Raw genomic sequence first — 24,426 nt, forward strand, 5'->3', positions numbered from 1 at the left:
CGCTTGCCCCGAGGGGAACAGTGCGCGGAGACCGGCTCCACCCGTTCCGGTCTACTCCTCCTGCTTGCGCTTGGCGGCGGGCCGCGCGCGGACGTGCATCCGCTCGCCCTGCGGCCCGAAGAGGCTCAGGTACTCCGCCGGGCCGTCGCCCGCGGCCCCGAACCAGTGCGGTACCCGGGTGTCGAACTCCGCGGCCTCGCCGGGGCCGAGCACCACGTCGTGCTCGGCGAGCACGAGGCGCAGCCGCCCGGACAGGACGTACAGCCACTCGTACCCCTCATGGGTCCTGGGGTCGGGTTCGGCGGTGCGCGCGGGCTCGACGACCTTGTACGCCTGGAGCCCGCCGGGCTGCCGGGTCAGCGGCACCATGGTGCGGCCGTGCCGGACGATCGGCTTGGCCCGCACCCGGGGGTCGCCCACCGGGGGCGCCCCGACGAGTTCGTCGAGGGGCACCTGATGGGCGCGGGCGATGGGCAGCAGCAGTTCGAGGCTGGGTCTGCGGCCCCCCGACTCGAGCCGGGAGAGGGTGCTGACGGAGATCCCGGTCGCGGCGGAGAGCCCGGCCAGGGTGGCGCCCCGCTCCTTGCGGATCTTGCGGAGCCGGGGGCCGACGGCGGTGAGCACCTTGTCGGTCGCACCGTCGTCGGCGATGCCGCTCTCGTCGGCGGCGGGGATGTCGTCGTCCTTCGCGCTGTTCATGCTCCCCATTGCAGAATCAGCAAGCCGATGTGTCAATCCGGCAGGTCCCGTGCGCTGCGGGCGTCAGGGCCCCGGCTACCGGGAGAACACCTCGAAGGCCACCGCGGGCTTCCCTCCGAACCGGGGCGCCAGTTGCTCGGCGTAGCCGGTGAGGAAGGTCCGGCAGTAGGTCTCGGGGTCCTCGTCGGTCAGCACCTCCAGATACGTCCGGTGTTCGAGCAGGGAGCGCACGGCCCGGTCGAGGCCGGGTGTCGCGTCCACGGCGTGGGTGGGGGACGTGGTGCCGGCCACGGCGACCCACCGCACGCCGTCCCAGGGTTCGAGCCCCTGCTCGGTCAGCTCGGGGAAGATCCAGCGGTTGCCCGCGTCGGAGGCGGCGTCCAGCGTCGCGCGGCCGACGGCGACGTGGTCCGGGGTGTTCCAGGCGACGCCGCCCCAGGTGTCGCGGTGGTTGAGGGTGATGACGAGCTCGGGCCGGTGCCTGCGGACGGCGGCCGCGATGTCGCGGCGCAGGGCGACCCCGTACTCGATGACACCGTCGCGGTGGTCGAGGAACTCGACGGTGTCCACGCCGACGACGGCGGCACTGGCCCGCTGCTCGCGTTCGCGCAGCGGGCCCGCGTCGGCGGGCGCGATGGTGTCGATGCCCGCCTCGCCGCGCGTCGCGAGCAGGTACGCGACCTCGCGCCCGGCGTCGGTCCACGTGGCGATGGCGCCCGCGCAGCCGTACTCCAGGTCGTCCGGGTGCGCGACGACGGCGAGCGCCCGCTGCCAGTCCTCGGGCATGGGGGCGAGCTGCGCGGGCGCGGCGGCGCTGTTCTGCTGGTCGGTCATGGGCGGCAGCCTAGGGCGTACCGGCGGTCCCGGTCAGCGCTACCGGCCGGGACCGGGCAGGCACTCACCGGCCGGGACGGGTCGGCGCCCACCGGCCGGGTCCAGTCGGTGCCTACCGGCCGGGACCGGTCGGTACCCACCGGCCGGGACCGGTCGGTACCCACCGGCCGGGACCGGTCGGTACCCACCGGCCGGGATCAGTCGGCACCCACCAGCCGGGACCGGTAAGTACCCACCGGCCGGGATCAGTCGGCACCCACCAGCCGGGACCGGTAAGTACCCACCGGCCGGGATCAGTCGGCACCCACCAGCCGGGACCGGTAAGTACCCACCAGCTACGACCAGTCGTCACCCACCAGCCGCGACGGGCCAGTACCCACCAGCCCGTTCCGGTCCGTGCCCGTCGGCCGGAACCGGTCACAGCTCGCCGCGCACCAGCCCGAGCAGCCGGTCGAGGACCCGCGGCCCCCCGGCCCGCAGCCCGTCGTGCTCGAACTCGTCCGTCACCCAGGTCCGCAGGCCCCGGATCGTGCGGGCGGTGCGCAGGGAGTGCTCCGTGTCGACGTACATGTCGTCGTGGTAGACGGCGGCGGCCACGGGGACCTCGTTCGCGGCGAGCCGCGCGGGGTCGTACAGCGGTGCCCAGTCGGTGCGTTCGGCGAGCAGGTCGGCCGTCTCGCGCAGCGGGCGCAGGGCCGGGTCGCAGTCGAACATCCAGCGCTGCACCGCCTCGCCGGTGAACAGCGGCGGGGTGCCGTCGGCGAGACTCTTGCCCGCGTCGAACTGCGGGAACCCGGCCCGCATCCGCTCCGCTGACCAGGCGGTGGGCCGCCCGTCCTGGGCGTAGATCACCTCGTGCAGGACGGCGTACAGCGGCGCCGACGCGTACGACAGGATCGCCTGGACGGCTTCCTGGAAGGCGTCCGACAGGACGTGCCCCGCCGGGGTCCGCACGAAGGCGTCCTCCAGGAGGTAGTGCAGGCGGTCGCTGCCGTCGCCGGTGCCGAGCAGGATGCCGAGGGACTGGAAGGCCTCGGCGGTGAGGCGGTAGCCGCCGGGCAGCACGGGCTCGTGCTCGGCGACGTGCTCGACGACGCGTGCGGCGCGCTCGGCGTCCTTCGGGTAACGGGCGTAGTGCGCGAGGGTCTTGCGCTCCATGCGCGGGTACGCGGCGCGGTACACGTCGTCCGCGTGGCCGTCGAGCGTGGGCAGACCACCGGTGATCAGGGCCGCCGCGAGGCCCTCGGGCGCCGTCGACAGATAGTGCGTGGCGCAGAAGCCGCCGAAGCTCTGGCCGAGGACCGTCCAGGGCGCGCCGCCGGTCACCTCGGCGCGGATGGCCTCGCAGTCGCGCACGATGGCGTCGGCGCGGAAGTGGGCCAGGTAGTCGGCCTGCTCCCGGGGTCCGCCGCGCAGCGGCAGCGTCTGTCGGTTGGCGGGCGTCGAGCTGCCGGTGCCGCGCTGGTCGAGCAGCAGCACGCGGTGGTCGCGCAGGGCCCGGCCGAGCCAGGCCTGCTTGCCGCTGAAGCGCTGCGCGCCGAAGCCGGGGCCGCCCTGGAGGTACACCAGCCACGGCAGCCCGGCGTCCTCGCGGCCCGCGGCGACGCACTCCCGCGCGAACACCTCGATCCGCTCGCCGTCCGGCGCACCGTGGTCCAGCGGCACGCTGAACCGCCGATCGGTGAGGACGACTCCGGGCTGACGGTACGACGCGCTCAAGCCAACTCCTAGGAAGGAAGTAGCAGCCCGTCCGGCGTGGGAGGACGAGCCCTTCGGGCGACTCGCTCTGCCCAAGGCGCCCCCGCCAGATTACGCTGCCCGAGCGCAGGCATCCGATGATCGACGGGAGGCGCCGACGATGCGCATCGCCCTGTTCCTGACGTGCGTGAACGACACGCTGTATCCCGGCACGGGCCGCGCCGTCGTGAAGCTCCTGACCAGACTCGGCGTGGAGGTGGACTTCCCGGCGGCGCAGACCTGTTGCGGCCAGGCCCACTACAACACCGGGTACCGGCATCAGGCCGAGCCGCTCGCCCGGCACTTCTCCGATGTCTTCGGCGCGTACGAGGCCGTCGTGACGCCGTCCGGGTCGTGCGCGGCGATGGTGCGGGAGCTGTATCCGCGGCTGGGCGAGCGGGCCCGCGCCGAGGGCCGGGGCGAGGCGCTCGCCCGGGTGCTCGCGCCGGTGGTGCCGAAGACGTACGAACTGACCGAGTTCCTGGTCGACGTCCTCGGTGTGACCGATGTCGGCGCGTACTTCCCGCACACCGTCACCTACCACCCCACCTGCCACGGCCTGCGCTCCCTCGGCCTCGGCGACCGGCCGGAGCGGCTGCTCGCCGCGGTCCGCGGCCTGACCCTCGCCGAGCTGCCCGGCGCCGAGGAGTGCTGCGGCTTCGGCGGCACGTTCGCCGTGAAGAACGCCGACGTGTCGGCGGCGATGGGCGCCGACAAGGTGCGCGGCGCCGAGTCGACGGGCGCGGAGGTCCTGTGCGCGGCGGACAACTCCTGCCTGATGCACCTCGGCGGCACCATGACGCGGCTGCGCACCGCGATGCGGCCGGTCCACATCGCCGAGATCCTGGCCGCCACGGAGGAGGAGCCCTGGTCATGAGCGGAATGCCCGACCGGGCCTCCGGCAAGGCCCCCGGCCACACGTCCGGCAAGACCCCCGGCCGCACGCCCGGCGGGACCTTCGTGGGCATGCCCGCGTTCCCCAGAGCCGCGCACGACGCCGTCCGCGATCCCACCCTGCGCGCCAACCTCCGCCACGCCACCCGCACCATCCGCGACAGACGCGCGAAGGCCGTCGCCGAACTCGACGACTGGGACCGGCTCCGCGAGGCGGGCAAGCAGATCAAGGACCACACGCTGCGCCACCTCGGGCACTATCTGGAGCAACTGGAGGCGGCCGTCACGGCGGCGGGCGGCACCGTCCACTGGGCCGCCGACGCGGACGAGGCCAACCGGATCGTGACCGGCCTGGTCGAGGCCACCGGTGAACGCGAAGTCGTCAAGGTCAAGTCGATGGCCACGCAGGAGATCGGCCTCAACGAGGCCCTGGAGGCGGCGGGGATCCGCGCCTACGAGACCGACCTCGCGGAGCTGATCGTGCAGCTCGGCGAGGACCGGCCCTCTCACATCCTCGTGCCCGCCATCCACCGCAACCGCGCCGAGATCCGCGACATCTTCCGCTCCCGGATGGCGCGCTGGGGCCGCCCCGCCCCCGAGGGCCTCACCGACACGCCCGCCGAACTCGCCGAGGCCGCCCGGCTGCACCTGCGGGAGAAGTTCCTGCGCGCCAAGGTCGGCATCTCCGGCGCGAACTTCATGGTCGCCGAGACGGGCACCCTGGTGGTCGTGGAGTCCGAGGGCAACGGCCGGATGTGTCTGACGCTGCCCGAGACCCTGATCTCCGTCGTCGGCATCGAGAAGACCGTGCCGACGTGGCGGGACCTGGAGGTGTTCCTCCAGACGCTGCCGCGCTCCTCGACCGCCGAGCGCATGAACCCGTACACCTCGACGTGGACCGGCACCGCGGACGGCGACGGGCCGCGCGCCTTCCACCTCGTCCTGCTCGACAACGGCCGCACCGACACCCTCGCCGACGAGGTCGGCCGGCAGGCGTTGCGCTGCATCCGGTGCTCGGCGTGCCTGAACGTGTGCCCCGTCTACGAGCGCGCGGGCGGGCACGCGTACGGCTCGGTCTACCCCGGGCCCATCGGCGCCGTCCTCAGCCCGCAGCTGCGCGGCACGGCCTCCGCGATCGACGCCTCGCTCCCCTACGCCTCCAGCCTCTGCGGCGCCTGCTACGAGGTGTGCCCGGTCGCCATCGACATCCCCGAGGTCCTGGTGCACCTGCGGGAACGCGTCGTCCAGGGCGGCGAGTTCACCCGCCACGGCGCGAAGGTGACGCTGAAGCCGGCCGGGGGGCACGCGGCCGAGCGGGCCGCGATGCGCGCGGCGGGCCTGGTGTTCGCCCACCCCGGCCTGCTGCGGGCCGGTCAGCGCCTCGCCGCCCGCACCCGCAGGGCGCACCCCCGGACGCTGCCGGGCCCCGGCCGGGCGTGGAGCGCCACCCGGGACCTGCCCGCGGTACCCGCGGAACCGTTCCGCGACTGGTGGCGGCGCACTCAGGAGGGCCCCGGCCGCCCGGAGCGCACCGACGGCCGGGAGGCGGGCGCGTGAGCAGCAGGGACATCGTCCTCGGCCGGATCGCGCGGGCGCTGGGCCCGGCCCCCGGCGAGCCGTACGACGCGTACGAGGCAGCCGTCGACCGCGGGTACGCGGACCGGCACGGCGACCTCACCGTCGAGCAGACCGTCGACCTGCTCGCCGCGAACCTCGCCGACTACCGGGCGCTCGTGCACCGGACGGAGGAGACGGGTCTGCCGGAGCTCCTGGCGCGGCTCCTCGCCGCCCGCGGCGCCCGCGCCGTCCTGGTGCCGCCGGGGCTGCCGCCCGGGTGGCTGGCCGCCGCCGACGCCGTGCGCGTCCCCGACCTGGCGGGGAGCACGCCCGCGGAGCTCGACCGGGCCGACAGCGTCGTCACCGGCTGCGCCCTCGCCGTCGCCGAGACCGGCACGATCGTCCTCGACGGCTCCCCCGACCAGGGGCGCCGCCGCATCACCCTCGTCCCCGACCACCACGTCTGCGTCGTCCGCGTACCCGGCCAGGTCGTCGCCTCCGTACCGCGGGCGCTGCGGCGGCTCGACCCCCTGCGCCCCCTCACGTGGATCTCCGGGCCCTCCGCGACCAGCGACATCGAACTCGACCGCGTCGAGGGCGTGCACGGGCCGCGCACCCTAGAGGTGGTGCTCGTCGAGGGCGCCGACCGCGCGTGTGCGGGGACGATCACGCGCGGTTAGCGTGAGGGGATGATCCGGTTCGAGCAGGTGACCAAGCGCTACCCGGACGGCACGACCGCCGTGGACGGACTGTCCTTCGAGGTCGCCGAGGGCGAGCTGGTCACGCTCGTCGGCCCGTCCGGCTGCGGCAAGACGACCACCATGATGATGGTGAACCGGCTCATCGAACCGACCTCCGGCCGCATCCGGGTGGACGGCGAGGACATCGCCGGTGTCGACCCCGTGCGGCTGCGGCGGCGCATCGGCTACGTCATCCAGCAGGTCGGCCTCTTCCCGCACCGCACCGTCCTCGACAACACGGCGACCGTGCCCGCCCTCGTCGGCTGGAAGCGGGCCAGGGCGCGGGCGCGCGCGGCCGAACTCCTCGACCTGGTGGGGCTCGACCCCAAGACGTACGGGCCGCGCTACCCCGAGCAGCTCTCCGGTGGTCAGCGGCAGCGGGTCGGCGTGGCCCGCGCGCTCGCCGCCGACCCACCGGTGCTCCTGATGGACGAACCGTTCGGCGCCGTCGACCCGGTGGTGCGGGAGCGGCTCCAGAACGAGTTCCTGAACCTCCAGCGCACCGTGCGCAAGACCGTCCTCATGGTCACGCACGACATCGAGGAGGCCGTGCGGCTCGGTGACCGCGTCGCCGTGTACGGGCAGGGCCGCATCGAGCAGTTCGACACGCCGGGCGCGGTGCTCGGCACGCCCGCGACTCCGTACGTGGCCGAGTTCGTGGGCGCGGACCGGGGTCTCAAGCGGCTCTCGGTGACCGCGATCGAGGCCGACGACCTGGAGCAGCCGCCCGTCGCCCGCCTCGACGAGTCCGCCGCGCGGGCCGCCGCCCGGCTGCGCGGGGACGACGCCCGCTGGGCGATGGTCCTCGACGCCGAGGGGGATCTGCACGGCTGGGTCGGCGTCGACGAGGTCGCCCACGCCGGTCCCGGCGCCACGGTCGGCGACCTCGCCCACCGCATGAACGCGTGGGTGCCCGTCGGCACCCCGCTGAAGCAGGCCTTCGGGGTGATGCTCCAGCACGACGCGGGCTGGGTCGCCGTCGTCGACGGCGCCCGCTTCGTCGGCGTCCTCACCCCGGCGAAGCTGCACGAGGCGCTGCGGCGGTCGGTGGACGCGGATGCCCACGGCGTGGGGCGCGGGGATGTGGAGTTCGACTCGATCGCGGACGCGTAGCGCCTCTCCGGCGCGGGGTGGCGGGGTGGCGGGGTTCACAGCAGGCCCTTGTCCTGCAAGTACCGCTTCGCCACCGCCTCCGGCAGGCGGCGCCAGCTGTCGACCTCTCGGTTGAGGGTGGCCAGGTCCTTCGTCGTGAGGACGGTGTTGAGGCGGGCCAGGGCGGCGGCCACGCCCTTGCTCCCGGCGCGGGAGCGGTTGACGACGGGGACGATGTGGTCGGCGTTCTGGAGGTGCTTGTCGTCGGCGAGGAGCACCAGGCCGAACTCGTCGAGGGTGGCGTCGGTCGTGGTGGTGAGGACCATCTGGTCCTGGCCGCTCTGGACGGCCTTCTTGGCCTGGGTGGTGCCGACGCCCTTGGGGTCGACGCCGGTGACGTCGATGCCGTAGACCTTCTTCAGGCCGGGTTCGCAGTAGGGCCGCCGCACACATTCGTCGCCCGCGGCGAGCCGCACCTTCAGACCGGATCTGCCGAGGTCGCTGAGGGTCCGCAGGCGGTGCTCGCGCGCGTACGAGGCGGCGACCGCGAACGCGTTCTGGTCCACGGCGCGGCCCGCGTCGAGGACGGTGAGGCCGCGCGGCGCGGCGAGGCCGCGCAGGGCCTTCATGGTGGTGGCGAGGTCGGGTGAGCCGACGGGCTCGGCGTCGGCGCCGTTGGCCTTGGCGTTGAGCCAGTCCGCGAAGGTCGCCGCGTACTCGGGGACGACGTCGATCTGACCCGACTCCAGGGCGGGTTCGTAGAGTTCGCGGTTGGCGACGGAGAGGATCTCGGTGCCGTATCCCGCCTCGTCCAGGAGCAGGGCGTACATCTGCGCGAGCAGGTCGCTCTCGGTGAAGCCCGCGGAGCCGACGACGAGGTGCTTGCTGTCGCCGGGCGGCGCGGTGACCTCGCCCCGGTTCTCCAGGGAAGGACCGGAGCCGCAGCCCGCGGCGAGCAGCGCGACGGCGACGGCGGCGAGGACACCGCGGCGGGTGCGCCAGGTTCTGCTCCCGCGGGTGTGCCGCGTCCTGCTCCCGTGGTGCGCGGTGCGCACGGCGCTCACCCCTTCCCGTTCCGGGCCCGGCGCGCCCACCCGGGTGCGAACCGCTCCGCGATCTCGAACAGGCCCTCGACGAGCAGCGCGAACACCGCCACGAGCACCGCGCCCGCCACCACCTGCGGGGTGCTGGCCAGGTTGAAGCCCGCCGTGATGATCCGGCCGAGGCCGCCGCCGCCCGCCAGCGCCGCGATGGTGGCGGTGGCGACGAGTTGCACGGCGGCGAGCCGCACCCCGCTCATGATCAGGGGCAGTGCGAGCGGCACCTCGACGCGCCACAGGAGCTGCGGGCCCGTCATGCCCATCCCGCGCGCGGCCTGCACGACGCCGCGGTCGACGCCGCGCATCCCCACGTACGCGTTGGTGAGCAGCGGCGGCACGGCGAACAGGACGAGAGCGACGACGGTGGGGCCCTCGCCCCACTTCCCGAGGGGGGTGAGGAGCAGCAGCACGAGCACCGCGAAGGTCGGTACGGCGCGTCCGACGTTGGAGATGTTCACCGCGAGCGCCCCGCCCCTGCCGAGGTGGCCGAGGACGAGCGCCACCGGCAGCGCGACGAGGCAGCTGATGATCAGGCACACGACGGTGAGGACGAGGTGCTGGGCGAGCCGCTGCCCGATGCCGCCGTCGCCCGCCCAGTGCGCGGAGTCGGCGAGCCAGTCCCAGGCGTCGGCGAGCGTCTTCATGCGCCGGCCTGCCCGCCGCGGGCCGCACCGCCGCGGGCCGCACCGCCATGGGCCGCACCGCCATGGGCCGCACCGCCGCGGGCCGCACCGCCGCGGGCCGTCATGACCGGACCGCCCTCGTCCAGGGCGTGAGCAGGCGCTGCACGCCGAGCAGCAGCAGGTCGGCGAGGACGGCGACGACGACGCAGAGCACGGAGGCGGTGAGGACCTGGGCCTTGAAGTAGGTGTTCATGCCGGAGTAGATGAGGTTGCCGAGTCCGCCGAAGCCGACGATCGCGCCGACGGTGGCCAGGGAGACCGCCGAGACGGTGGCGATGCGCAGGCCCGCCATGGCCGCGGGCAGGGCGAGCGGCAGCTCGACGGTCAGGAGCAGCCGGATCGGCCCGTAGCCCATGCCGCGGGCGGCCTGCCGGGTCTCCTCGGGCACGGCGCGGAGCCCGGCCAGGATGTTGCGGACGAGCAGCGTCAGCGAGTACAGCACGAGGCCCGCGACGACCAGCGTCGACGACAGGCCGTAGACCGGGAGCAGCAGCGAGAACATCGCGAGCGACGGGATCGTGTACAGGACCGTGGTGAGGGCGAGGACGGGCCCGGCCGCGAGGACCCAGCGGCGGGCGAGCACGGCGAGCGGCAGGGCGATCGCGAGGGCGACGGCCACGGAGAGCGCGGTCAGCTCCAGGTGTTGCAGCACGGCGTCGACGAGGATCTCGCGGCGGGTGCTCAGATATCTGCCGCAGATCCACTCGTTGCGCGCGAGGCAGTCGTCCGGAGGCGCGGTCACCCGTCCATTCCAGCGGTCCCGGCGGGCTGCGGCACGCGGTGCTGGCCCGTACGGGGGCACTCCCCCGGCGCCTCGGGGTGCCCGCGCCCCCTGTCGCCGGCGCGCTCGCCCGTCCTATGATCCGGTCCGGCTTCGCCCCGGGAGGACCGTTGAGCACCGGACCCACGACCAGCGTCGGCCCCGCGACCCCCGACACCGTCTACGAACCCGTCCCCTACTGGGCGAGGGTCCCGCACGGGGTGTGGCTGCGGGAGGCCACCTCCGTCGCCGTCGACTCCGAGGACCGGGTGTACGTCTTCAACCGCGGCAACATGCCGGTCGTGGTGTTCGACCGGGACGGGAACCTCGTCGACATGTGGGGCAACGACACCCCCTTCGCGGGCACCGAGTTGTTCGAGGACCCCTACGGGAACACGATGTCGCGCTGGAAGGGCTGCCGTTTCCAGCGCGCCCACGCGCTCACCGTCGACCACGAGGACCACCTCTGGCTCGTGGACGACATCGGCAACCGCGTCACCAAGACCGACCGGAAGGGGAACACCCTGCTCACGCTCGGCGCCGGCCGCCCGTCCGGCTTCCAGAGCGGGGATCCCTTCAACCGGCCCACCGACGTGGCGGTGTCACCGCGCACCGGCGACGTCTTCGTGACCGACGGCTACGGCAACTCCCGGGTCCACCGCTACGACGCCGAGGGACGGCACCTCGGGTCCTGGGGCGAGCCGGGCAGCGCCGAGGGCCGGTTCAGCCTGCCGCACGGCATCGCGCTGTTCGGCGACGACGCGGTGATCGTCTGCGACCGTGAGAACCACCGGGTGCAGGTGTTCTCTCTGGACGGCGCCTTCCGTACGTCCTGGCACGTCCACCGGGCCGTCGCGGTGTGCGCGGGCCGCGGTGCGGACACCCATGTGTACGTCGCCGAACAGGGGCCGCCGCCGGTGCAGTACGGCGTGCCGGGGCTCGGCCACAAGATCCAGATCTACGACCGCGCGGGCCGCCGCGTCACCGGGTTCGGCGCCGACCTGCCGGGCGAGGGGCCTGACCAGTTCAACTGGCTGCACAGCGTCGCCGTCGACTCCGAGGGCAGCGTCTACGCCGCCGAGGTCTCCTACGTCGAGGTCGGCAGCAAGCTGACGCCGCCGCGCGAGCTGGTGAGCCTGCGCAAGTGGCGCCGGGTGCGCGGCTGACACCGACAGAACGCAAACGGAACGCAAGTCTTGCGCTAATCTTGCGTGCATGACGCGACGACTTGCTCAAGTGGCCAAGAAGGTCGGGGTCAGCGAGGCCACGGTCAGCCGGGTGCTCAACGACAAGCCCGGGGTCTCGGAGGCCACCCGCCAGGCCGTTCTGTCCGCCCTCGACGTGCTCGGCTACGAACGGCCGACGCAGCTGCGCGGGGAGCGCGCCCGCCTGGTGGGCCTGGTCCTGCCGGAGCTTCAGAACCCGATCTTCCCTGCGTTCGCCGAAGTCATCGGGGGCTCCCTCGCGCAGCAGGGGCTCACCCCGGTGCTGTGCACCCAGACCAAGGGCGGCGTCTCGGAGGCGGACTACGTGGAGCTGCTGCTCCAGCAGCAGGTGTCCGGCGTCGTCTTCGCGGGCGGTCTGTACGCGCAGGCCGACGCGCCCCACCAGCACTACAAGCAACTGGCCGACCGCAACATCCCGGTGGTCCTGGTGAACGCGGCCATCGAGGACCTCGGCTTCCCCGCGGTCTCGTGCGACGACGGCGTGGCCGTCGAGCAGGCCTGGCGGCACCTCGTCTCGCTCGGCCACGAACGCATCGGCCTGGTGCTCGGCCCCGCCGACCACATGCCCTCGCAGCGCAAGCTCGCCGCCGCCCGCGCCCTCGCGGAGGCCGCGGGCGGGCGGCTCCCCGAGGAGCGGGTGGCGCGGGCGATGTTCTCCCTGGAGGGCGGCCAGGCCGCGGCGAACCGGCTCATCGGGGCCGGGGTCACGGGCATCGTCTGCGCCAGCGACCCGCTCGCGCTCGGCGCCGTCCGCGCGGCCCGCAGGCGCGGCCTCGACGTGCCGCGCGAGGTGTCGGTGGTCGGCTTCGACGACTCGGCGTTCATGAATTGCACCGAGCCGCCGCTGACCACGGTCAGGCAGCCGATCGAGGCGATGGGCCGGGCCGCGGTGGAACTCCTCGCGCTACAGATCGCGGGCAGCTCCGTGCCGTCGGAGGAGTTGCTCTTCGAACCGGAACTGGTGGTGCGCGGCTCGACGGCCCAGGCACTCCGCGCCTGACACCACCGGCTTCCCGTCGCCCCCGACACCACCGATTCCCGACGAGCAACTGTCAAGTATTTGCGAATTCTGCTCGACATATTGCGCTCGTGTGCTGGCGGTGCTTGAGTGAGCGCCGCCCCACAGCGCTCCGCTGTGGGCCTCCCCGCTCCTGCTGCCCGGACCGCGCGCACGCCCTCACGGGCGGCGGCGCTGCCCAAAAGGGGTCCACCGATGACACGCTCCGGGATGATCCGTCCCCGCGACCGCCGACGCCACGCGGCTGCGCTCGCCTCCGCACTCGCCCTGGCGGCGCTGGCCGCCTGCGGCACCAGCAGCAGCGACGACGGCGGTGGAGGCGGTGGCGACGCCGTGGACGCGGCCGAGGCGGCCGCGCCCCTCGACCCCGCGGCCAAGGTCTCGCTGACCATCGACTGCATGCCGCCGGCCACCGAGAAGGCCGAGCTACGGCAGTGGAAGGAAGACGTCGAGAAGTTCAACGAGAAGTATCCGAACGTCACGATCGAGGGCAAGCAGACCGATCCCTGTCTGGAGCCGCCCCGGTTCACCGCGATGCTCAAGGCCAAGTCGCAGCCGGACGTCTTCTACACCTACTTCACCGACCTCCAACAGGTGCTCGACAACGACGGCGCCACCGACATCAGCGCGTACGTCAACGACAGGACGGTGCCCGCCCTCAAGGACATGGACCCCGGTGTCCTGGACGTCCTGAAGCGGGACGGCAAGCTCTACGGCCTGCCCTGCAGCAACTACACGATGGGCCTGCTGATCAACCGTCCGCTGTTCGAGAAGGCCGGACTCGACCCCGACAGGCCCCCGGCCACCTGGCCCGAGGTGCGCGCCGCCGCCAAGCGGATCGCGGCGCTCGGCGACGGCACTGCCGGATTCGGCGAGTACAGCGCGGGCAACAACGGCGGCTGGCACTACACCGCCACCACCTACGGCCTCGGCGGCGACATCGTCGACGAGCGCGGCACCGGGGCCGCGTTCGACGACGCGCGGGGCAGACGCATCCTCGACAACCTCAAGGCGATGCGCTGGGACGACGACAGCATGGGCAGGACCCAGCTCCTGAAGTGGGGCGACCTGCAGAAGCAGATGGCCGCCGGCAAGCTCGGCATGTTCCTCGCCGCGCCCGACGACATCACGTACATGGTGCAGAACCTCGGCGCGAAGTACGAGGACTACGGCATGGCCCCGATCCCCGGGCAGCGGGCCACGCTCTTCGGCGGCAACGACTACATGATCAAGAAGGGCATCTCGTCCGACAAGGTCAAGGCCGCCGTCGCCTGGATCACCTTCAAGTTCCTCACCCCCGGCAAGGGCCAGTTCGACTGGGCCCGCACCAAGGCGGACGGCCTGCCCGTCGGTCTGCCCCAGCCCGCCTTCTGGACCGGCGCCACCAAGTCCGCCGACGACAAGGCCCGCGCGGCGAGCTCCACGATGCCCGTCGCCAACTTCAGGGCCTTCACCGCGCATCCGGTCCAGGGCAGGCACGAGCCGCCCAAGGCGCAGGAGATCTACAAGGTCCTCGACACGGTCATGTCGGCCGTCCTCACCAACGAGGACGCGGACACCGGCAAGCTGCTGGACACCGCGCGACGCCAGGTCGACCAGATCCTGGCGAACCAGTAGGGGGGCGCACCGTGTCCGCCCCCGTCCTGGCCGAGCGGCAGCCGCCGCCCTCCGCACCGGCCGCCCCCGCCCCACGCTCCCCACGGGACCGCGCCGCCTTCCGGCAGGCGCTCAGGCGCAACCTCACCGCCCACGGCTTCCTGATCGGCGCCGTGCTCTGCTTCTCCTTCTTCTCCTGGTACCCGATGGTCAGGGAGTTCTTCCTGGCCTTCGAGAAGCGCGAGAACGGCGCGACCGTGTGGGCCGGCTGGTCGAACTTCACGTACATCTTCAACGACCCCGCCTTCTGGCAGGCCTGGCGCAACACCCTGCTGTTCACCGGGCTCGCGCTGCTCCTCGGCTTCGCCGTGCCGTTCGTGGTCGCCCTGGTCCTCAACGAGTTCCGGCACGGCCGGGGATATCTGCGGCTCTTGGTGTATCTGCCGGTGATGCTGCCGCCGGTCGCCTCGGTGCTGCTCTTCAAGTACTTCTACGACCCCGGGTACGGGCTGTTCAACCGCGTGCTCGGCGCGGTGGGCCTGCCGGAGCAGCAGTGGCTGCAGTCCACCGACACCGCGATGCTGTCCGTGGTGATCGCCGCGACCTGGATGAACATGGGCGGCGCGACCCTGATCTATCTGGCCGCGCTCCAGGGCGTCCCGGGCGAGCAGTACGAGGCCGCCGAGCTCGACGGCGCCGGGATCCTCCGCAAGATCTGGCACGTCACCATCCCGCAGACCCGGCTCGTGCTCTCGCTGATGCTGCTCATGCAGATCATCGCGACCACGCAGGTCTTCGTGGAGCCGTTCCTGCTGACCGGCGGCGCGGGCCCCGAGGGCGCGACGCTCACCGTCGTCCAGCTCATCTACCAGTACGCGTTCACCTTCAACAACTACGGCAGCGCGGCCGCGCTCGGCCTGGTGCTGCTCGTCCTGCTCGCCGCGTTCTCCGCCGCGTACGTCCGCCTCAGCCGCGCGAGCGAGGAGTGAAGGAGCCCCGATGACGACCCGCACACTGATCTCCCCCGCCCAACTCGCCCGGCCGCGCGGCAAGTTCCTCTACTGGACGGCCTTCGTCCTCGTCGTCGCCCTGTTCACGCTGGTCTTCGTCGGACCGCTGTACTGGATGGTGACCAGCGGGCTCAAGTCGCCCCAGGAGTTCGCGCGGACGCCGCCCACCCTGGTCCCCGAGAACGCCCACCCGGGCAACTACGCGGACGCCTGGGGAGTCCTGGACCTCGCGAGGCTCCTCGGCAACACCCTGTACTACGCGCTGGGGGCGCTCGCCTTCCAACTCGTCCTCGACGTGGCCGCCGCCTACTCCCTGTCCAAGCTGCGGCCCGCCCTCGGCAACATCGTCCTCGGCGCGATGCTGCTCACCCTGATGATCCCGGCGGCCGTCCTCGTCGTACCGCAGTACCTGACGGTCCTCGACGTGCCGATCGTCGAGCGGAACCTCGTCAACTCGCCCTGGGCGATCTGGCTCCCCTCGGTGACCAATGCCTTCAACATCTTCCTGCTCAAACGGTTCTTCGACTCGATCCCGCGCGAACTGCTCGACGCCGCCGCCATCGACGGTGCCTCGCCGCTGCGCACCCTGCGCTCGGTGGTCCTGCCGATCTCCCGGCCGGTCCTCGGTGTCGTGTCGATCTTCGCGGTGGTCGGGGTCTGGAAGGACTTCCTCTGGCCCATGCTCACCCTGCCCGACCCGGGCAAGCAGACCATCAACGTCGGGATCTACTCGCTCGCCGCGAGTGTCACCGAGAACTGGCTGCTCGCGGCCCTGGCCATCGCCTCCCTGCCGACGCTCGCGATCTTCCTGGTCTTCCAGCGCCACATCGTGAGCGGCCTCACGGCGGGCAGCCTCAAGGGCTGACGCCGTCGGGACCTGCCTCAAGGCCTGCGTCGTCAGCGACCCGTGCCCGGCACCGCTCCGCCCCCTGCGAAAGGACCCTTCACCGTGGCAGCCACGCGCCCGGCTCCCCCCGGCTCCGCCTCCGACTGGTGGCGCTCCGCCGTCATCTACCAGGTGTACGTACGCAGCTTCGCCGACGGCGACGGCGACGGCACCGGGGACCTGGCGGGGGTGCGCGCCAGGCTGCCGTATCTGGCCGAGCTCGGCGTCGACGCCCTCTGGTTCAACCCGTGGTACCTCTCTCCCATGGTCGACGGCGGCTACGACGTGGCCGACTACCGGGTGATCGACCCCGCCTTCGGCACCGTCGCCGAGGCCGAGAAGCTCATCGCCGAGGCACGGGCCCTCGGCCTGCGCACCATCGTCGACATCGTCCCGAACCACGTATCCGACCAGCACGTCTGGTTCCAGGCAGCGCTCGCCGCGGGCCCCGGAAGCCCCGAGCGCGAGCTGTTCCACTTCCGGCCGGGACGCGGCGCGCACGGCGAGCTGCCGCCCAACGACTGGCCGTCGCAGTTCGCCGCGTCCGCCTCCACCTGGACCCGGGTGGCGGACGGCGAGTGGTATCTGCACCTGTTCGCGCCCGAGCAGCCCGACCTCAACTGGGCGCATCCGGCGGTCCGCCAGGAGCACGAGGACGTGCTGCGGTACTGGCTGGAGCGCGGAGTCGCGGGGGTGCGGATCGACTCGGCCGCGCTGCCCGCCAAGGACCCCGACCTGCCCGACTTCGTGGAGGGCCGCGACCCGCACCCCTTCCTCGACCGGGACGAGCTGCACGATGTCTACCGCTCCTGGCGGGCCGTCGCCGACGAGTACGGCGCGATCTTCGTGGGTGAGGTGTGGCTGCCGGACTCCGAGCGCTTCGCCCGCTATCTGCGCCCCGACGAGCTGCACACCGCGTTCAATCTGTCCTTCCTGAGCTGCCCCTGGGACGCGGCCCGGCTGCGGACGTCCGTCGAGGAGACCCTCGCCGAGCACGCCCCGGTCGGCGCGCCCGCGACCTGGGTGCTCTGCAATCACGACATCACGCGGACGGTCACCCGCTACGGCCGCGCGGACACCGGCTTCGACTTCGCGACGAAGGCCTTCGGCACCCCCACCGACCTGGCGCTCGGCACCCGCAGGGCACGCGCGGCGGCGCTGCTCTCGCTGGCCCTTCCGGGTTCGGTGTACGTCTACCAGGGCGAGGAACTGGGCCTGCCGGAGCACGAGGTGCCGGTGGACCGGATCCAGGACCCGATGCACTTCCGCTCGGGCGGCGTCGATCCGGGGCGCGACGGCTGCCGCGTCCCGCTGCCGTGGGCGGCGGACGCACCGCACGCGGGCTTCGGCTCGCGGGCGGAGCCCTGGCTTCCGCTGCCCGCCGACTGGTCCTCGTACGCTGCCGACCGGCAGGCCGCGGACCCCGCGTCGATGCTCGCCCTGTACCGCGAGGCGCTGCGGCTCCGGCGCACCGGGCCCGGCTTCGGGGACGGGCCGCTGACCTGGCTGCCCGCACCCGAGGGGGTCCTCTCGTTCGCCCGCGCCGACGGCCTCGTCTGCGTGGTCAATCTCGCCCCCGCGCCCTGCGCGCTGCCCGCCCGCGCGAGCCTCCTGCTGGCCAGCGGCCCCCTGGCCGACGGGGGGCTGCTGCCGCGGGACACGGCGGTCTGGCTGCGGGTCTGATCCCCGGGTTCGGGCCCTGGCCGGAGTCGGGCCGCGGCAACCCGGGATGCAGGCCCGCCGCCCGGTTCAGTGAGGTGGCGGCCTATGCGAGCCGACCGTCCGGCACGGAGTCCCGGAGTCGGGCGAGGGCCGCCGCCTCCGGGCTTCCGCCGACGGCACTGAACACATGCACCACCAGGCCCGTCTCGCCGGGCTCCGCCGGTACGTGCAGGGTCTCGAAGTCCAGGGTGAGCAGCCCGGCCACCGGGTGCCGCAGGCGCTTGCGGCCCGCCGTGCACATCACGACCTCGCCCGTGGCCCAGATCTTCCGGAACTCCGCGCTGTGGGCGGAGAGTCCGGCGATCAGCGCGGTCAGTCGGGTGTCGTCGGGGTAGCGGCCCGAGGAGACCCTCAGTTGGCCGACCGCTTCCGCCGCGCGGTCCTGCCAGTCGGGGTGCACGGTCCGGGACGCCGGGTCGAGGAAGAGGTAGCGGGCGTTGTTCGGGTCGCGTCCGCCGGGCCTGCCGAGGCCGCCGACCAGTTCCGCGCCGAGGCTGTTCCAGGCGACCGCGTCGAGCCGGTGGTCGGTGACGAACACCGGGAAGTGCGTCAGGGAGTCGAGGACCCGTTGCAGCAGGGGGCTGACCCGGACCTGGGGCGTGGGGCCACGCCGTGCCCCCGCGAGGGTGTCGAGGTGGCGGCGCTCCGCGGCGTCGAGGCCGAGGGCCCCGGCGAGCGCGTCGAGGACCTCCGGTGACGGCTGGGTGGCCCTGCCCTGTTCCAGGCGGACGTAGTAGTCGACGCTGATCCCGGCGAGCTGCGCGAGTTCCTCACGGCGCAGGCCGCGCACCCGGCGCCGCCGCCCGCCCGCGATCCCGACCTCCTCGGGCGCCACCCGGCCGCGGCGGGCACGCAGGAAACCACCGAGGTCCCCGGCGCGCACCGGCGCCGCCGCCGTGCCGTCTCCGATGCGTTCCTCCACGCGATCCATGCGCTCAAGTATGCGGCCCGGCCCGGCGGGTGGTCCTCGCAGTACCAGGACAGCGGGTCCGCCGGTCGAAGAGGGTGCTGGTTGTCCCGGCGCGTCCGGGAGAGCGTGTTCCCATGAATGATGTCGCCCCGCAGTCGCAGTCGCAGGCACAGGCACAGCCGCAGTCACCACCGCAGGCACAGCCCGTGCAGCCTGTGCAGCCCAGGAAGATCCTCGTCGTCAGCGCCCACCCCGGCGCCGACTCCCTCAACGCCGCCCTCACCGACGTCGCCGTCGAACGGCTGCGCGCGGCGGGCCACGCGGTGGAGGTGTCCGACCTCTACGCGATGAAGTGGAAGGCGACGGTGGACGCCGACGATTTCCCCGACCACCCGGCGCGGGAGCGCCTGCACGTGATGGCCGCCTCGGAGCGGGCGACCCTCGCGGGCCGCCTGTCGGCCGACGTCGCGGCCGAGCAGGAGAAGGTGACCTGGTCGGACGCGGTGGTGCTGCAGTTCCCGATGTGGTGGTTCGGTCCCCCGGCGATCCTGAAGGGCTGGATCGACCGGGTCTTCACCGCCGGTTTCGGGTACGGGCCCGCGGTGCCGCCGCCGTACAGCGAGGGCGCCCTCGCCGGGCGGCGGGCGCTGGTGTCGGTGACGGCCGGGGCCCGGGAGTCGGCGTTCTCCGACCGCGGTGTCCACGGGCGGCTCGCGGACGTCCTGCACCCGCTCCAGCACGGCCTGTTCTGGTTCACGGGCATGGCGCCGCTCGAACCGTTCGCTGTGTACGGCGCGAACGAGCTGCCCGCGGAGCGGTTCGAGGCGGCCCGCCGCGCGTACGAACACCGCCTGGACGGCCTCTTCAGTGACGCCCCGGTGCCCTTCCGCTCACTGGTGGGCGGCGACTACGACCACGACATGCGCCTGCTGCCGGGTGTGGAGGCCCCGGGCACGGGCGGCCTCGATCTGCATGTCGAACCGGCCGCCCAGGCTTCGCCGGACGGGCCCTGGAGCGGGGCGCGCCGCACGGCGGTGACCGCGACCGTCGCGTAGGGCATCGTGAAGGCGCCGCCGACGCCGACGTCGACCCCGAGCACCCGGCAGCCCGCCGCGAGGAACTGCCGGGCGGCGATGCCGGTGCCGACCCCCACGTCCAGGACGTCCGGGGCGCCGGTGCCCGGGGCGGCCGGGGAGCCCGCGAGGACGCGGTCCACCAGGGCCGCCGGACAGGACGGCCGGGCCCGGTCGTAGCGGTCGGCCTCGGCGCCGAACGACTCCGCGAGGCCCCGGGCGCGGTGCGGTGGCGATCGTCTCCCTGGTCACCTCCGGGGACGGCCTCCGTGCGCGGCTGCGTCGGACGCTGCCTGCCGGTGTTCCCCTCCTGACGGAGGCGGAGGCGATGGTCGCCTCCTGTCTCGCCGCCGAGCGCGACCTCGGCCGTATCGCCGCGGACGCCGACGTCGGCACGCTCGCGCCCACGCTGATCGGCGCGGCCCATCCGCTGTTCGCCGACCGCACGGGGCCCCCGCCGGAGCGGGAGTCCCTGCGCAAGGCCGTGGCGGCGGTCATGTCCGGCGCTCTCGCCCGCGCACGGTGATGTGCGAGCTCAGCCGCCCGCGGTGGCGCGGGCGCGTTCACCCCTCTGCGGCGACCTGCTTCTCGTACCCGACGAGCCGGACACAGGTGGCCACCCCGCGGACGATCTGCTCGACCTCCGCCAGGTCCGGGTAGGAGGGGCTGACGCGGATGACGCTGTCCCGCGGATCCTTCCCGTACGGGTGCGTGGCGCCCGCCGGGGTCAGGGCGATGCCCGCGTCCCCGGCGCGGCGCACCACCTCGGCGGCGCAGCCGTCGGGGACGTTCAGGACGATGAAGTAGCCGCCCTTGGGCGTGGACCAGGTGGCGAGCCCGGTGTCGCCGAGCTCCTCGGCGAGGACGCGCAGCACCGCGTCGAACTTGGGGCGCAGCAGCGCGCGGTGGCGCCGCATGTGCGCGCGGACGCCGTCGGCGTCCCGCAGGAACAGGACGTGCCGGAGCTGGTTGACCTTGTCGGGGCCGATGGAGCGCTTGGCGCTGTGGCCGCGCAGCCAGGCGACGTTGGCGGGCGAGGAGCCGAAGAAGGCGACGCCCGCGCCACCGAAGGTGATCTTCGAGGTGGAGCCGAAAACGAAGGCCCGGTCGGGGTGGCCCGCGGCGGTGCACGCGCCGAGGATGTCACCGACCTCGGTCTCCTCGTCGGTGAGGTGGTGCACCGCGTAGGCGTTGTCCCAGAAGATGCGGAAGTCCGGCGCGGCCGTCGGCATGGTGGCCAGGGCGCGGACGACGGCGTCGCTGTACGTCGTGCCGTCGGGGTTGCTGTACTTGGGCACGCACCAGATCCCCTTGATCGCCGGGTCGGCGGCGACGAGGCGCGTCACCTCGGCCATGTCGGGGCCCTCCGCGGTCATCGGTACGGGGATCATCTCGATGCCGAAGCGCTCGCAGAGCGAGAAGTGCCGGTCGTAGCCGGGCACCGGGCACAGGAACGCGACGCGGTCCTCGTCGGCCCAGCGGCGCGGCGCCCCGGGCACGGTGCCGAGGAGGGCGTGGACCAGGCAGTCGTGCATCAGCTCCAGGCTGGAGTTGCCGACGGCGATGAGCTGCTCGACGGGCACCTGGAGGAAGCCGCTGAACATCTCGCGCAGCTCGGGCAGCCCGTTCGGGGCGCCGTAGTTGCGGCAGTCCGTTCCGTCGGCGGCGGTGTGCCGGTCGCCCGGCAGGCGCAGCAGGTCCGCGGACAGGTCGAGTTGGCGTGCGGACGGCTTGCCGCGCGTCAGGTCGAGCGAGAGCCCCTGGCCGAGCAGGTCGGCGTACGCGCGCCGGGCCTCCTCCAGGCGTGCCGCCGCCGGGCCTGTTCCGGCGGGTACCTGAGCGGAAGTCGTCATGGTGCTGTCCTTCGGGTGCGTCGTACGGGGCGGCCGGTGCCGCGCGGGCACCGGCCGTGTTCGAACCATGGTGGCTCCTGCCCCGTACGGGCGCGGGCATGTCCCACGGGCCGGACGCCCCGCCGGGGGGCGGTCCGGGCGCGTGTCAGCGGGCCAGCGCCCGGTCCACCAGGCGCAGGGCGGCCCGTGCCTGGGCGTCCGCCGTGTCGTCGGTGCGCAGGGTGAAGAGGGCGGCGGTCGCGGCGCGGCGGCCGTCCTCGGTGACGCCGCTCTCCGAGACGGTGCCGAGGTGGGTGCCGCCGTGGAACCAGACGCCCTCGCCGCCGCGGCCGCCGGGCCGCCAGGCGATGCCCAGGCCGTACCGCACGCCCTCGGCCTCGATCCAGTCGTCCGCCGGCACGGTCTCCTTCATCGCGGCGAGCTGGTCCGGGCGCAGGAGTTGGCCGCCCAGGAGCGCGCGCAGGAACACGGCGAGGTCGTGCGGGGTGCTGATGAGGCCTCCGTCCGCGCCGCCGCCGGTGGCGAGGGAGGTGTCGGTGAGGCCCGCACGCCCCGGGAACTGGGTGTAGGCGGTCGCCGTCGGCTGCGGGACGTACGCGGAGGTGCCGGGGACGAGGGTCCTGGTGAGCCGGAGCGGCGCGACGACGCGTTCGTGGATCTCCTGGGCCCAGGGGTGGCCGGTGACCTGCTCGACGACGAGGCCGAGGAGCACGTAGTTGGTGTTGGAGTAGCCCCAGCGCCGCTTCCCCGGCGGGGCCGCCGGGTCGGGCAGCCACAGCGGCGGCTCGCCGAGGGCGGCCCGCACCCGCTCCCGCGGGGACGTGACCCGGAAGCGGCCCTTGCGGTAGCCCTCGGGCGTGAAGTCGTCCGCGCCGCCCGCCACGGCCACGTAGTCGTTCAGGCCGCTGGTCTGGCGCAGCAGGTCGGCGAGGGTGATCCTGCGGCCGTCGTTGCCGTTGCCGGTGACCAGGCCGGGCAGCAGCCGCTCCACGGTGTCGTCGAGCGCGATCCTTCCCTCGCCCACGAGTTGCAGGACGACCGTGGCGGTGAAGGGCTTGGTGTCGCTGCCGATGCGGTAGTACGCGTCCCAGGGCACCGGCGCGCGGCTCGTGAGGTCCGCGGTGCCGGACCGGGCGGCGGCGCGGGACCGGCCGTCCTGGACTTCCGCGAGGACGCCGGTGGTTCCGGCGGCGCGGATGGCGTCCACGTCGGCTTGGAGGGCCTGGCGAAGGGACTCCTGGAGGGGCTCGTGGCGGGGGTTCCGGCGGGGTCCTCGGCGGGCTGGGTCCTGCCCGGCCGCCCGGCCGGGGGCGCCGTGCCGGGGCCGCGCGGCGGCGGTCCCCGCGCCCGCCCCCGTAAGGACTGCCGCGGCGGCGGCCGCCAGACCCCCGCGCCGGCTGACCACCGGTCCGCGCGCGGTCACCGCCCGGCTCCGGCGGGCGGGCAGGTGAGGTCGCGGCCGGGCAGGGTGCCGTCGCGGAGGTAGTCGTTGACGGCGTCGTCGGCGCACGGCACGGGACGGTTCCCCTCGGTGCCGCGCCCGTACACGCCGTGCGACCTGATGTCGGCCGTCACCAGGCGCGATCCGGTGAGCCTGCGGTGCAGGGCGAGTGCCCCTTCGTAGGGGACGTTGTTGTCGCGGCGGGCCTGGAGCATCAGGACGGGCACGTCGTTGCGGACGTCGGTGCCCCGTTCGCGGGATTCGCCCTTCCAGAACGCGCACGGCGAGATCATGCCGTTGGCCCACGGGCCGAAAACGGGCTGGGTGGCGCGGCTGCGGACGCTGTTGCGCCAGTACGTCTCCGGGTCCTTCGGCCAGCCACCGGCGGGCCAGCCGCCGTCACCGCACATGAACAGCGCCCCGCCCACCATGGCGTCCTCCAGGTCCGGCGAGTTCAGGAACTGGAGCATGGCGGCGAGTTCGGGCCCCGGCTCCACCTGCTTGCCCGCCGCGGCGTCCGCCACGTCCCGCACGACGGCGGCGAGAGCGGGGTCGCCCTCCTCGTTCTGGACGAACTGGCGCAGGAAAAGGCGCAGCACCGGTGCGTTCAGGCGGACATCGCCGATCCGCACGAGGTGCCGCTCGGCGCGGTCGAGCACGCGCTGCACGGTCGCCCGCACCTGGGGCGCGGTACGGCCGAGGCGGTACCGGTCGTGGTGCCGTGCGGCCCACCGGGCCCATTCGTCGAGGCCCTCCTCCAGCGGGGTGCCCGCGCTCCGGAACAGCTCGTACTGGGTGGCGGCCGGGTCGGTGGAGGAGTCGATGACCACGCGGTCCGCGCTGCGGGGGAACATCTGGGTGAAGACGGCGCCCAGGTCGGCGCCGTAGGAGGTGCCGAAGTACGACATCCGGGGCTCGCCGAGCGCGGCCCTGATGGCGTCCATGTCGCGGGCCACGTTGCGGGTCGAGGCGTGCGGCAGGAGCGCGGCGTTGTCCCCGTGCTCCTGGCAGCGCCGGGCGGTCTCGCGGGCCGACGCGACCGACGTCTCGAAGTCCGCGCGCGGCGAGGTGACCGGGCCCGGCGGTTTCGACGGCGCGGCGGGGGCGCAGCGGATGGGGCTGCTGTCACCGAGGAAGCGCGGATCGAACCCGATCAGGTCGTAGTGCGCGGCGACGTCCTTCAGGGCCGGGCGCAGGGAGAGGGTGTGGGCGAGCCCGGTGCCGCCGGGGCCGCCGGGGTTGGAGAGCAGGATGCCGCGCCGTTCGCCCGGCGCCGTGGCCTTGATCCGGGAGACGGCGACACGGATCGTCCGGCCGCCGGGGTCGGCGTAGTCGAGCGGCACGGTCACGTGCGCGCACTGCGCCCCGGCCTCGTTCAGCTCGGTCTGCGCCGCCGGGCACGGTCCCCAGTCGAGGCGCTGCCGCGGCAGGTCCGGCCTGGGTGCGGTCTGCTGCGCGGGCGTGGTCCGCTGCGCGGGCGCGGCGGTGGCGGGGACGGCCGCGGTGAGTAACGCGGCCAGGCCGAGGCCCAGGGTGACCGTGGACGGGATGCGCATGGTGCTCCTCGTGTCGGACGTGGTCGTCACCATGACGCT

General features: G+C 73.6%; 21 protein-coding genes and 2 pseudogenes. 12 read left to right on the forward strand and 11 right to left on the reverse strand.

Annotated elements, in window-relative coordinates; translation table 11 throughout:
- Nucleotides 1-51 precede the first annotated feature (51 nt).
- From GPA10_RS08900 to GPA10_RS08910, 3 genes are all read right to left on the reverse strand, one after another.
- Nucleotides 52-699, reverse strand: coding sequence for a helix-turn-helix domain-containing protein (locus GPA10_RS08900; protein WP_157165023.1), 648 nt, complete (start codon nucleotides 697-699; stop codon nucleotides 52-54).
- Between the two features lie 75 nt (nucleotides 700-774).
- A complete protein-coding gene (locus GPA10_RS08905) occupies nucleotides 775-1,533 on the reverse strand; it encodes a PIG-L deacetylase family protein (RefSeq protein WP_157165024.1) in 759 nt (252 codons plus the stop codon).
- A 417-nt stretch (nucleotides 1,534-1,950) separates the two neighbouring features.
- The gene (locus tag GPA10_RS08910; protein WP_157165025.1) at nucleotides 1,951-3,252 is read right to left on the reverse strand and encodes an alpha/beta fold hydrolase; all 1,302 of its coding nucleotides are present in this window, start codon (nucleotides 3,250-3,252) and stop codon (nucleotides 1,951-1,953) included.
- A gap of 139 nt (nucleotides 3,253-3,391) precedes the next feature.
- Between GPA10_RS08910 and GPA10_RS08915 the strand changes: the two genes are divergently transcribed.
- The 4 genes from GPA10_RS08915 to GPA10_RS08930 all read left to right on the forward strand — a co-directional run bounded on the left by GPA10_RS08915 (nucleotide 3,392) and on the right by GPA10_RS08930 (nucleotide 7,574).
- Nucleotides 3,392-4,147, forward strand: a complete 756-nt coding sequence (locus GPA10_RS08915; protein WP_157165026.1) for a (Fe-S)-binding protein — start codon at nucleotides 3,392-3,394, stop codon at nucleotides 4,145-4,147.
- An 89-nt stretch (nucleotides 4,148-4,236) separates the two neighbouring features.
- Nucleotides 4,237-5,721, forward strand: coding sequence for a LutB/LldF family L-lactate oxidation iron-sulfur protein (locus tag GPA10_RS08920; protein WP_157165212.1), 1,485 nt, complete (start codon nucleotides 4,237-4,239; stop codon nucleotides 5,719-5,721).
- Nucleotides 5,718-6,401: a LutC/YkgG family protein gene (locus GPA10_RS08925; RefSeq protein WP_343040555.1), complete on the forward strand. Its 684-nt coding sequence runs from the start codon at nucleotides 5,718-5,720 to the stop codon at nucleotides 6,399-6,401. Before GPA10_RS08920 ends, GPA10_RS08925 begins: the two co-directional genes overlap by 4 nt.
- Nucleotides 6,402-6,410: 9 nt before the next feature.
- Nucleotides 6,411-7,574: a betaine/proline/choline family ABC transporter ATP-binding protein gene (locus tag GPA10_RS08930; RefSeq protein WP_058849838.1), complete on the forward strand. Its 1,164-nt coding sequence runs from the start codon at nucleotides 6,411-6,413 to the stop codon at nucleotides 7,572-7,574.
- Nucleotides 7,575-7,609: 35 nt separating this feature from the next.
- Here the strand turns inward: GPA10_RS08930 and GPA10_RS08935 are convergent, their stop codons facing one another.
- From GPA10_RS08935 to GPA10_RS08945, 3 genes are all read right to left on the reverse strand, one after another.
- A complete protein-coding gene (locus GPA10_RS08935) occupies nucleotides 7,610-8,512 on the reverse strand; it encodes an ABC transporter substrate-binding protein (protein ID WP_157165214.1) in 903 nt (300 codons plus the stop codon).
- 101 nt (nucleotides 8,513-8,613) lie between these two features.
- Nucleotides 8,614-9,297 carry an ABC transporter permease gene (locus GPA10_RS08940; RefSeq protein WP_058849837.1) on the reverse strand — a complete coding sequence of 228 codons (684 nt, stop codon included), beginning with the start codon at nucleotides 9,295-9,297 and terminating at the stop codon, nucleotides 8,614-8,616.
- A gap of 100 nt (nucleotides 9,298-9,397) precedes the next feature.
- Nucleotides 9,398-10,078, reverse strand: coding sequence for an ABC transporter permease (locus tag GPA10_RS08945; RefSeq protein WP_343040558.1), 681 nt, complete (start codon nucleotides 10,076-10,078; stop codon nucleotides 9,398-9,400).
- A gap of 149 nt (nucleotides 10,079-10,227) precedes the next feature.
- Between GPA10_RS08945 and GPA10_RS08950 the strand changes: the two genes are divergently transcribed.
- The 6 genes from GPA10_RS08950 to GPA10_RS08975 all read left to right on the forward strand — a co-directional run bounded on the left by GPA10_RS08950 (nucleotide 10,228) and on the right by GPA10_RS08975 (nucleotide 17,515).
- On the forward strand, nucleotides 10,228-11,262 hold the full coding sequence (locus tag GPA10_RS08950; RefSeq protein WP_246258956.1) for a peptidyl-alpha-hydroxyglycine alpha-amidating lyase family protein: 1,035 nt from the start codon (nucleotides 10,228-10,230) through the stop codon (nucleotides 11,260-11,262).
- Nucleotides 11,263-11,311: 49 nt separating this feature from the next.
- Nucleotides 11,312-12,322, forward strand: a complete 1,011-nt coding sequence (locus tag GPA10_RS08955) for a LacI family DNA-binding transcriptional regulator (protein ID WP_157165028.1) — start codon at nucleotides 11,312-11,314, stop codon at nucleotides 12,320-12,322.
- Nucleotides 12,323-12,535: 213 nt separating this feature from the next.
- The gene (locus GPA10_RS08960; protein ID WP_157165029.1) at nucleotides 12,536-13,957 is read left to right on the forward strand and encodes an ABC transporter substrate-binding protein; all 1,422 of its coding nucleotides are present in this window, start codon (nucleotides 12,536-12,538) and stop codon (nucleotides 13,955-13,957) included.
- Nucleotides 13,958-13,968: 11 nt separating this feature from the next.
- Nucleotides 13,969-14,925 carry a carbohydrate ABC transporter permease gene (locus GPA10_RS08965; RefSeq protein WP_343040559.1) on the forward strand — a complete coding sequence of 319 codons (957 nt, stop codon included), beginning with the start codon at nucleotides 13,969-13,971 and terminating at the stop codon, nucleotides 14,923-14,925.
- 10 nt (nucleotides 14,926-14,935) lie between these two features.
- Nucleotides 14,936-15,811 (forward strand): carbohydrate ABC transporter permease, encoded by an 876-nt coding sequence (locus tag GPA10_RS08970; protein WP_157165030.1) that lies wholly within the window; start codon nucleotides 14,936-14,938, stop codon nucleotides 15,809-15,811.
- Between the two features lie 84 nt (nucleotides 15,812-15,895).
- Nucleotides 15,896-17,515: a glycoside hydrolase family 13 protein gene (locus GPA10_RS08975; protein ID WP_343040560.1), complete on the forward strand. Its 1,620-nt coding sequence runs from the start codon at nucleotides 15,896-15,898 to the stop codon at nucleotides 17,513-17,515.
- 82 nt (nucleotides 17,516-17,597) lie between these two features.
- Here GPA10_RS08975 and GPA10_RS08980 read toward each other — a convergent pair whose 3' ends face one another.
- Nucleotides 17,598-18,485, reverse strand: coding sequence for a helix-turn-helix domain-containing protein (locus tag GPA10_RS08980; RefSeq protein WP_157165031.1), 888 nt, complete (start codon nucleotides 18,483-18,485; stop codon nucleotides 17,598-17,600).
- A 113-nt stretch (nucleotides 18,486-18,598) separates the two neighbouring features.
- On the opposite strand from GPA10_RS08980, the gene GPA10_RS08985 reads away from it, so the two are divergent.
- Complete coding sequence (locus GPA10_RS08985) at nucleotides 18,599-19,519, forward strand: NAD(P)H-dependent oxidoreductase (RefSeq protein WP_157165032.1); 921 nt, start codon at nucleotides 18,599-18,601, stop codon at nucleotides 19,517-19,519.
- A 29-nt stretch (nucleotides 19,520-19,548) separates the two neighbouring features.
- Here GPA10_RS08985 and GPA10_RS42285 read toward each other — a convergent pair.
- A pseudogene (locus GPA10_RS42285) lies at nucleotides 19,549-19,767 on the reverse strand (class I SAM-dependent methyltransferase); the annotation flags it as partial.
- On the opposite strand from GPA10_RS42285, the pseudogene GPA10_RS08995 reads away from it, so the two are divergent.
- Nucleotides 19,764-20,063, forward strand: a pseudogene (locus GPA10_RS08995) (TetR/AcrR family transcriptional regulator); the annotation flags it as partial. The pseudogenes GPA10_RS42285 and GPA10_RS08995 overlap by 4 nt on opposite strands.
- A 37-nt stretch (nucleotides 20,064-20,100) precedes the next feature.
- Here GPA10_RS08995 and GPA10_RS09000 read toward each other — a convergent pair.
- The 3 genes from GPA10_RS09000 to GPA10_RS09010 all read right to left on the reverse strand — a co-directional run bounded on the left by GPA10_RS09000 (nucleotide 20,101) and on the right by GPA10_RS09010 (nucleotide 24,387).
- Entirely contained in the window at nucleotides 20,101-21,390 is a 1,290-nt protein-coding gene (locus GPA10_RS09000) for an aspartate aminotransferase type Ic (protein WP_157165033.1), read from the reverse strand.
- A 145-nt stretch (nucleotides 21,391-21,535) separates the two neighbouring features.
- Nucleotides 21,536-22,597, reverse strand: a complete 1,062-nt coding sequence (locus GPA10_RS09005; protein ID WP_343040562.1) for a serine hydrolase domain-containing protein — start codon at nucleotides 22,595-22,597, stop codon at nucleotides 21,536-21,538.
- Nucleotides 22,598-22,809: 212 nt separating this feature from the next.
- Entirely contained in the window at nucleotides 22,810-24,387 is a 1,578-nt protein-coding gene (locus GPA10_RS09010; RefSeq protein ID WP_157165219.1) for an alpha/beta hydrolase, read from the reverse strand.
- Between the last annotated feature and the right edge of the window lie 39 nt (nucleotides 24,388-24,426).

The sequence above is a fragment of the Streptomyces typhae genome (assembly GCF_009755605.1).
GTDB classification, from domain to species: Bacteria; Actinomycetota; Actinomycetes; order Streptomycetales; family Streptomycetaceae; genus Streptomyces; species Streptomyces typhae.

Bases quoted from the DNA above. Each gene is read 5' to 3' on its own strand.
- GPA10_RS08900 (WP_157165023.1), bottom strand. From the start codon at position 699: ATGAACAGCGCGAAGGACGACGACATCCCCGCCGCCGACGAGAGCGGC.
- GPA10_RS08905 (WP_157165024.1), bottom strand. From the start codon at position 1,533: ATGACCGACCAGCAGAACAGCGCCGCCGCGCCCGCGCAGCTCGCCCCC.
- GPA10_RS08915 (WP_157165026.1), top strand. From the start codon at position 3,392: ATGCGCATCGCCCTGTTCCTGACGTGCGTGAACGACACGCTGTATCCC.
- GPA10_RS08920 (WP_157165212.1), top strand. From the start codon at position 4,237: ATGCCCGCGTTCCCCAGAGCCGCGCACGACGCCGTCCGCGATCCCACC.
- GPA10_RS08930 (WP_058849838.1), top strand. From the start codon at position 6,411: ATGATCCGGTTCGAGCAGGTGACCAAGCGCTACCCGGACGGCACGACC.
- GPA10_RS08940 (WP_058849837.1), bottom strand. From the start codon at position 9,297: ATGAAGACGCTCGCCGACGCCTGGGACTGGCTCGCCGACTCCGCGCAC.
- GPA10_RS08955 (WP_157165028.1), top strand. From the start codon at position 11,312: ATGACGCGACGACTTGCTCAAGTGGCCAAGAAGGTCGGGGTCAGCGAG.
- GPA10_RS08960 (WP_157165029.1), top strand. From the start codon at position 12,536: ATGACACGCTCCGGGATGATCCGTCCCCGCGACCGCCGACGCCACGCG.
- GPA10_RS08970 (WP_157165030.1), top strand. From the start codon at position 14,936: ATGACGACCCGCACACTGATCTCCCCCGCCCAACTCGCCCGGCCGCGC.
- GPA10_RS08980 (WP_157165031.1), bottom strand. From the start codon at position 18,485: ATGGATCGCGTGGAGGAACGCATCGGAGACGGCACGGCGGCGGCGCCG.
- GPA10_RS08985 (WP_157165032.1), top strand. From the start codon at position 18,599: ATGAATGATGTCGCCCCGCAGTCGCAGTCGCAGGCACAGGCACAGCCG.
- GPA10_RS09000 (WP_157165033.1), bottom strand. From the start codon at position 21,390: ATGACGACTTCCGCTCAGGTACCCGCCGGAACAGGCCCGGCGGCGGCA.
- GPA10_RS09010 (WP_157165219.1), bottom strand. From the start codon at position 24,387: ATGCGCATCCCGTCCACGGTCACCCTGGGCCTCGGCCTGGCCGCGTTA.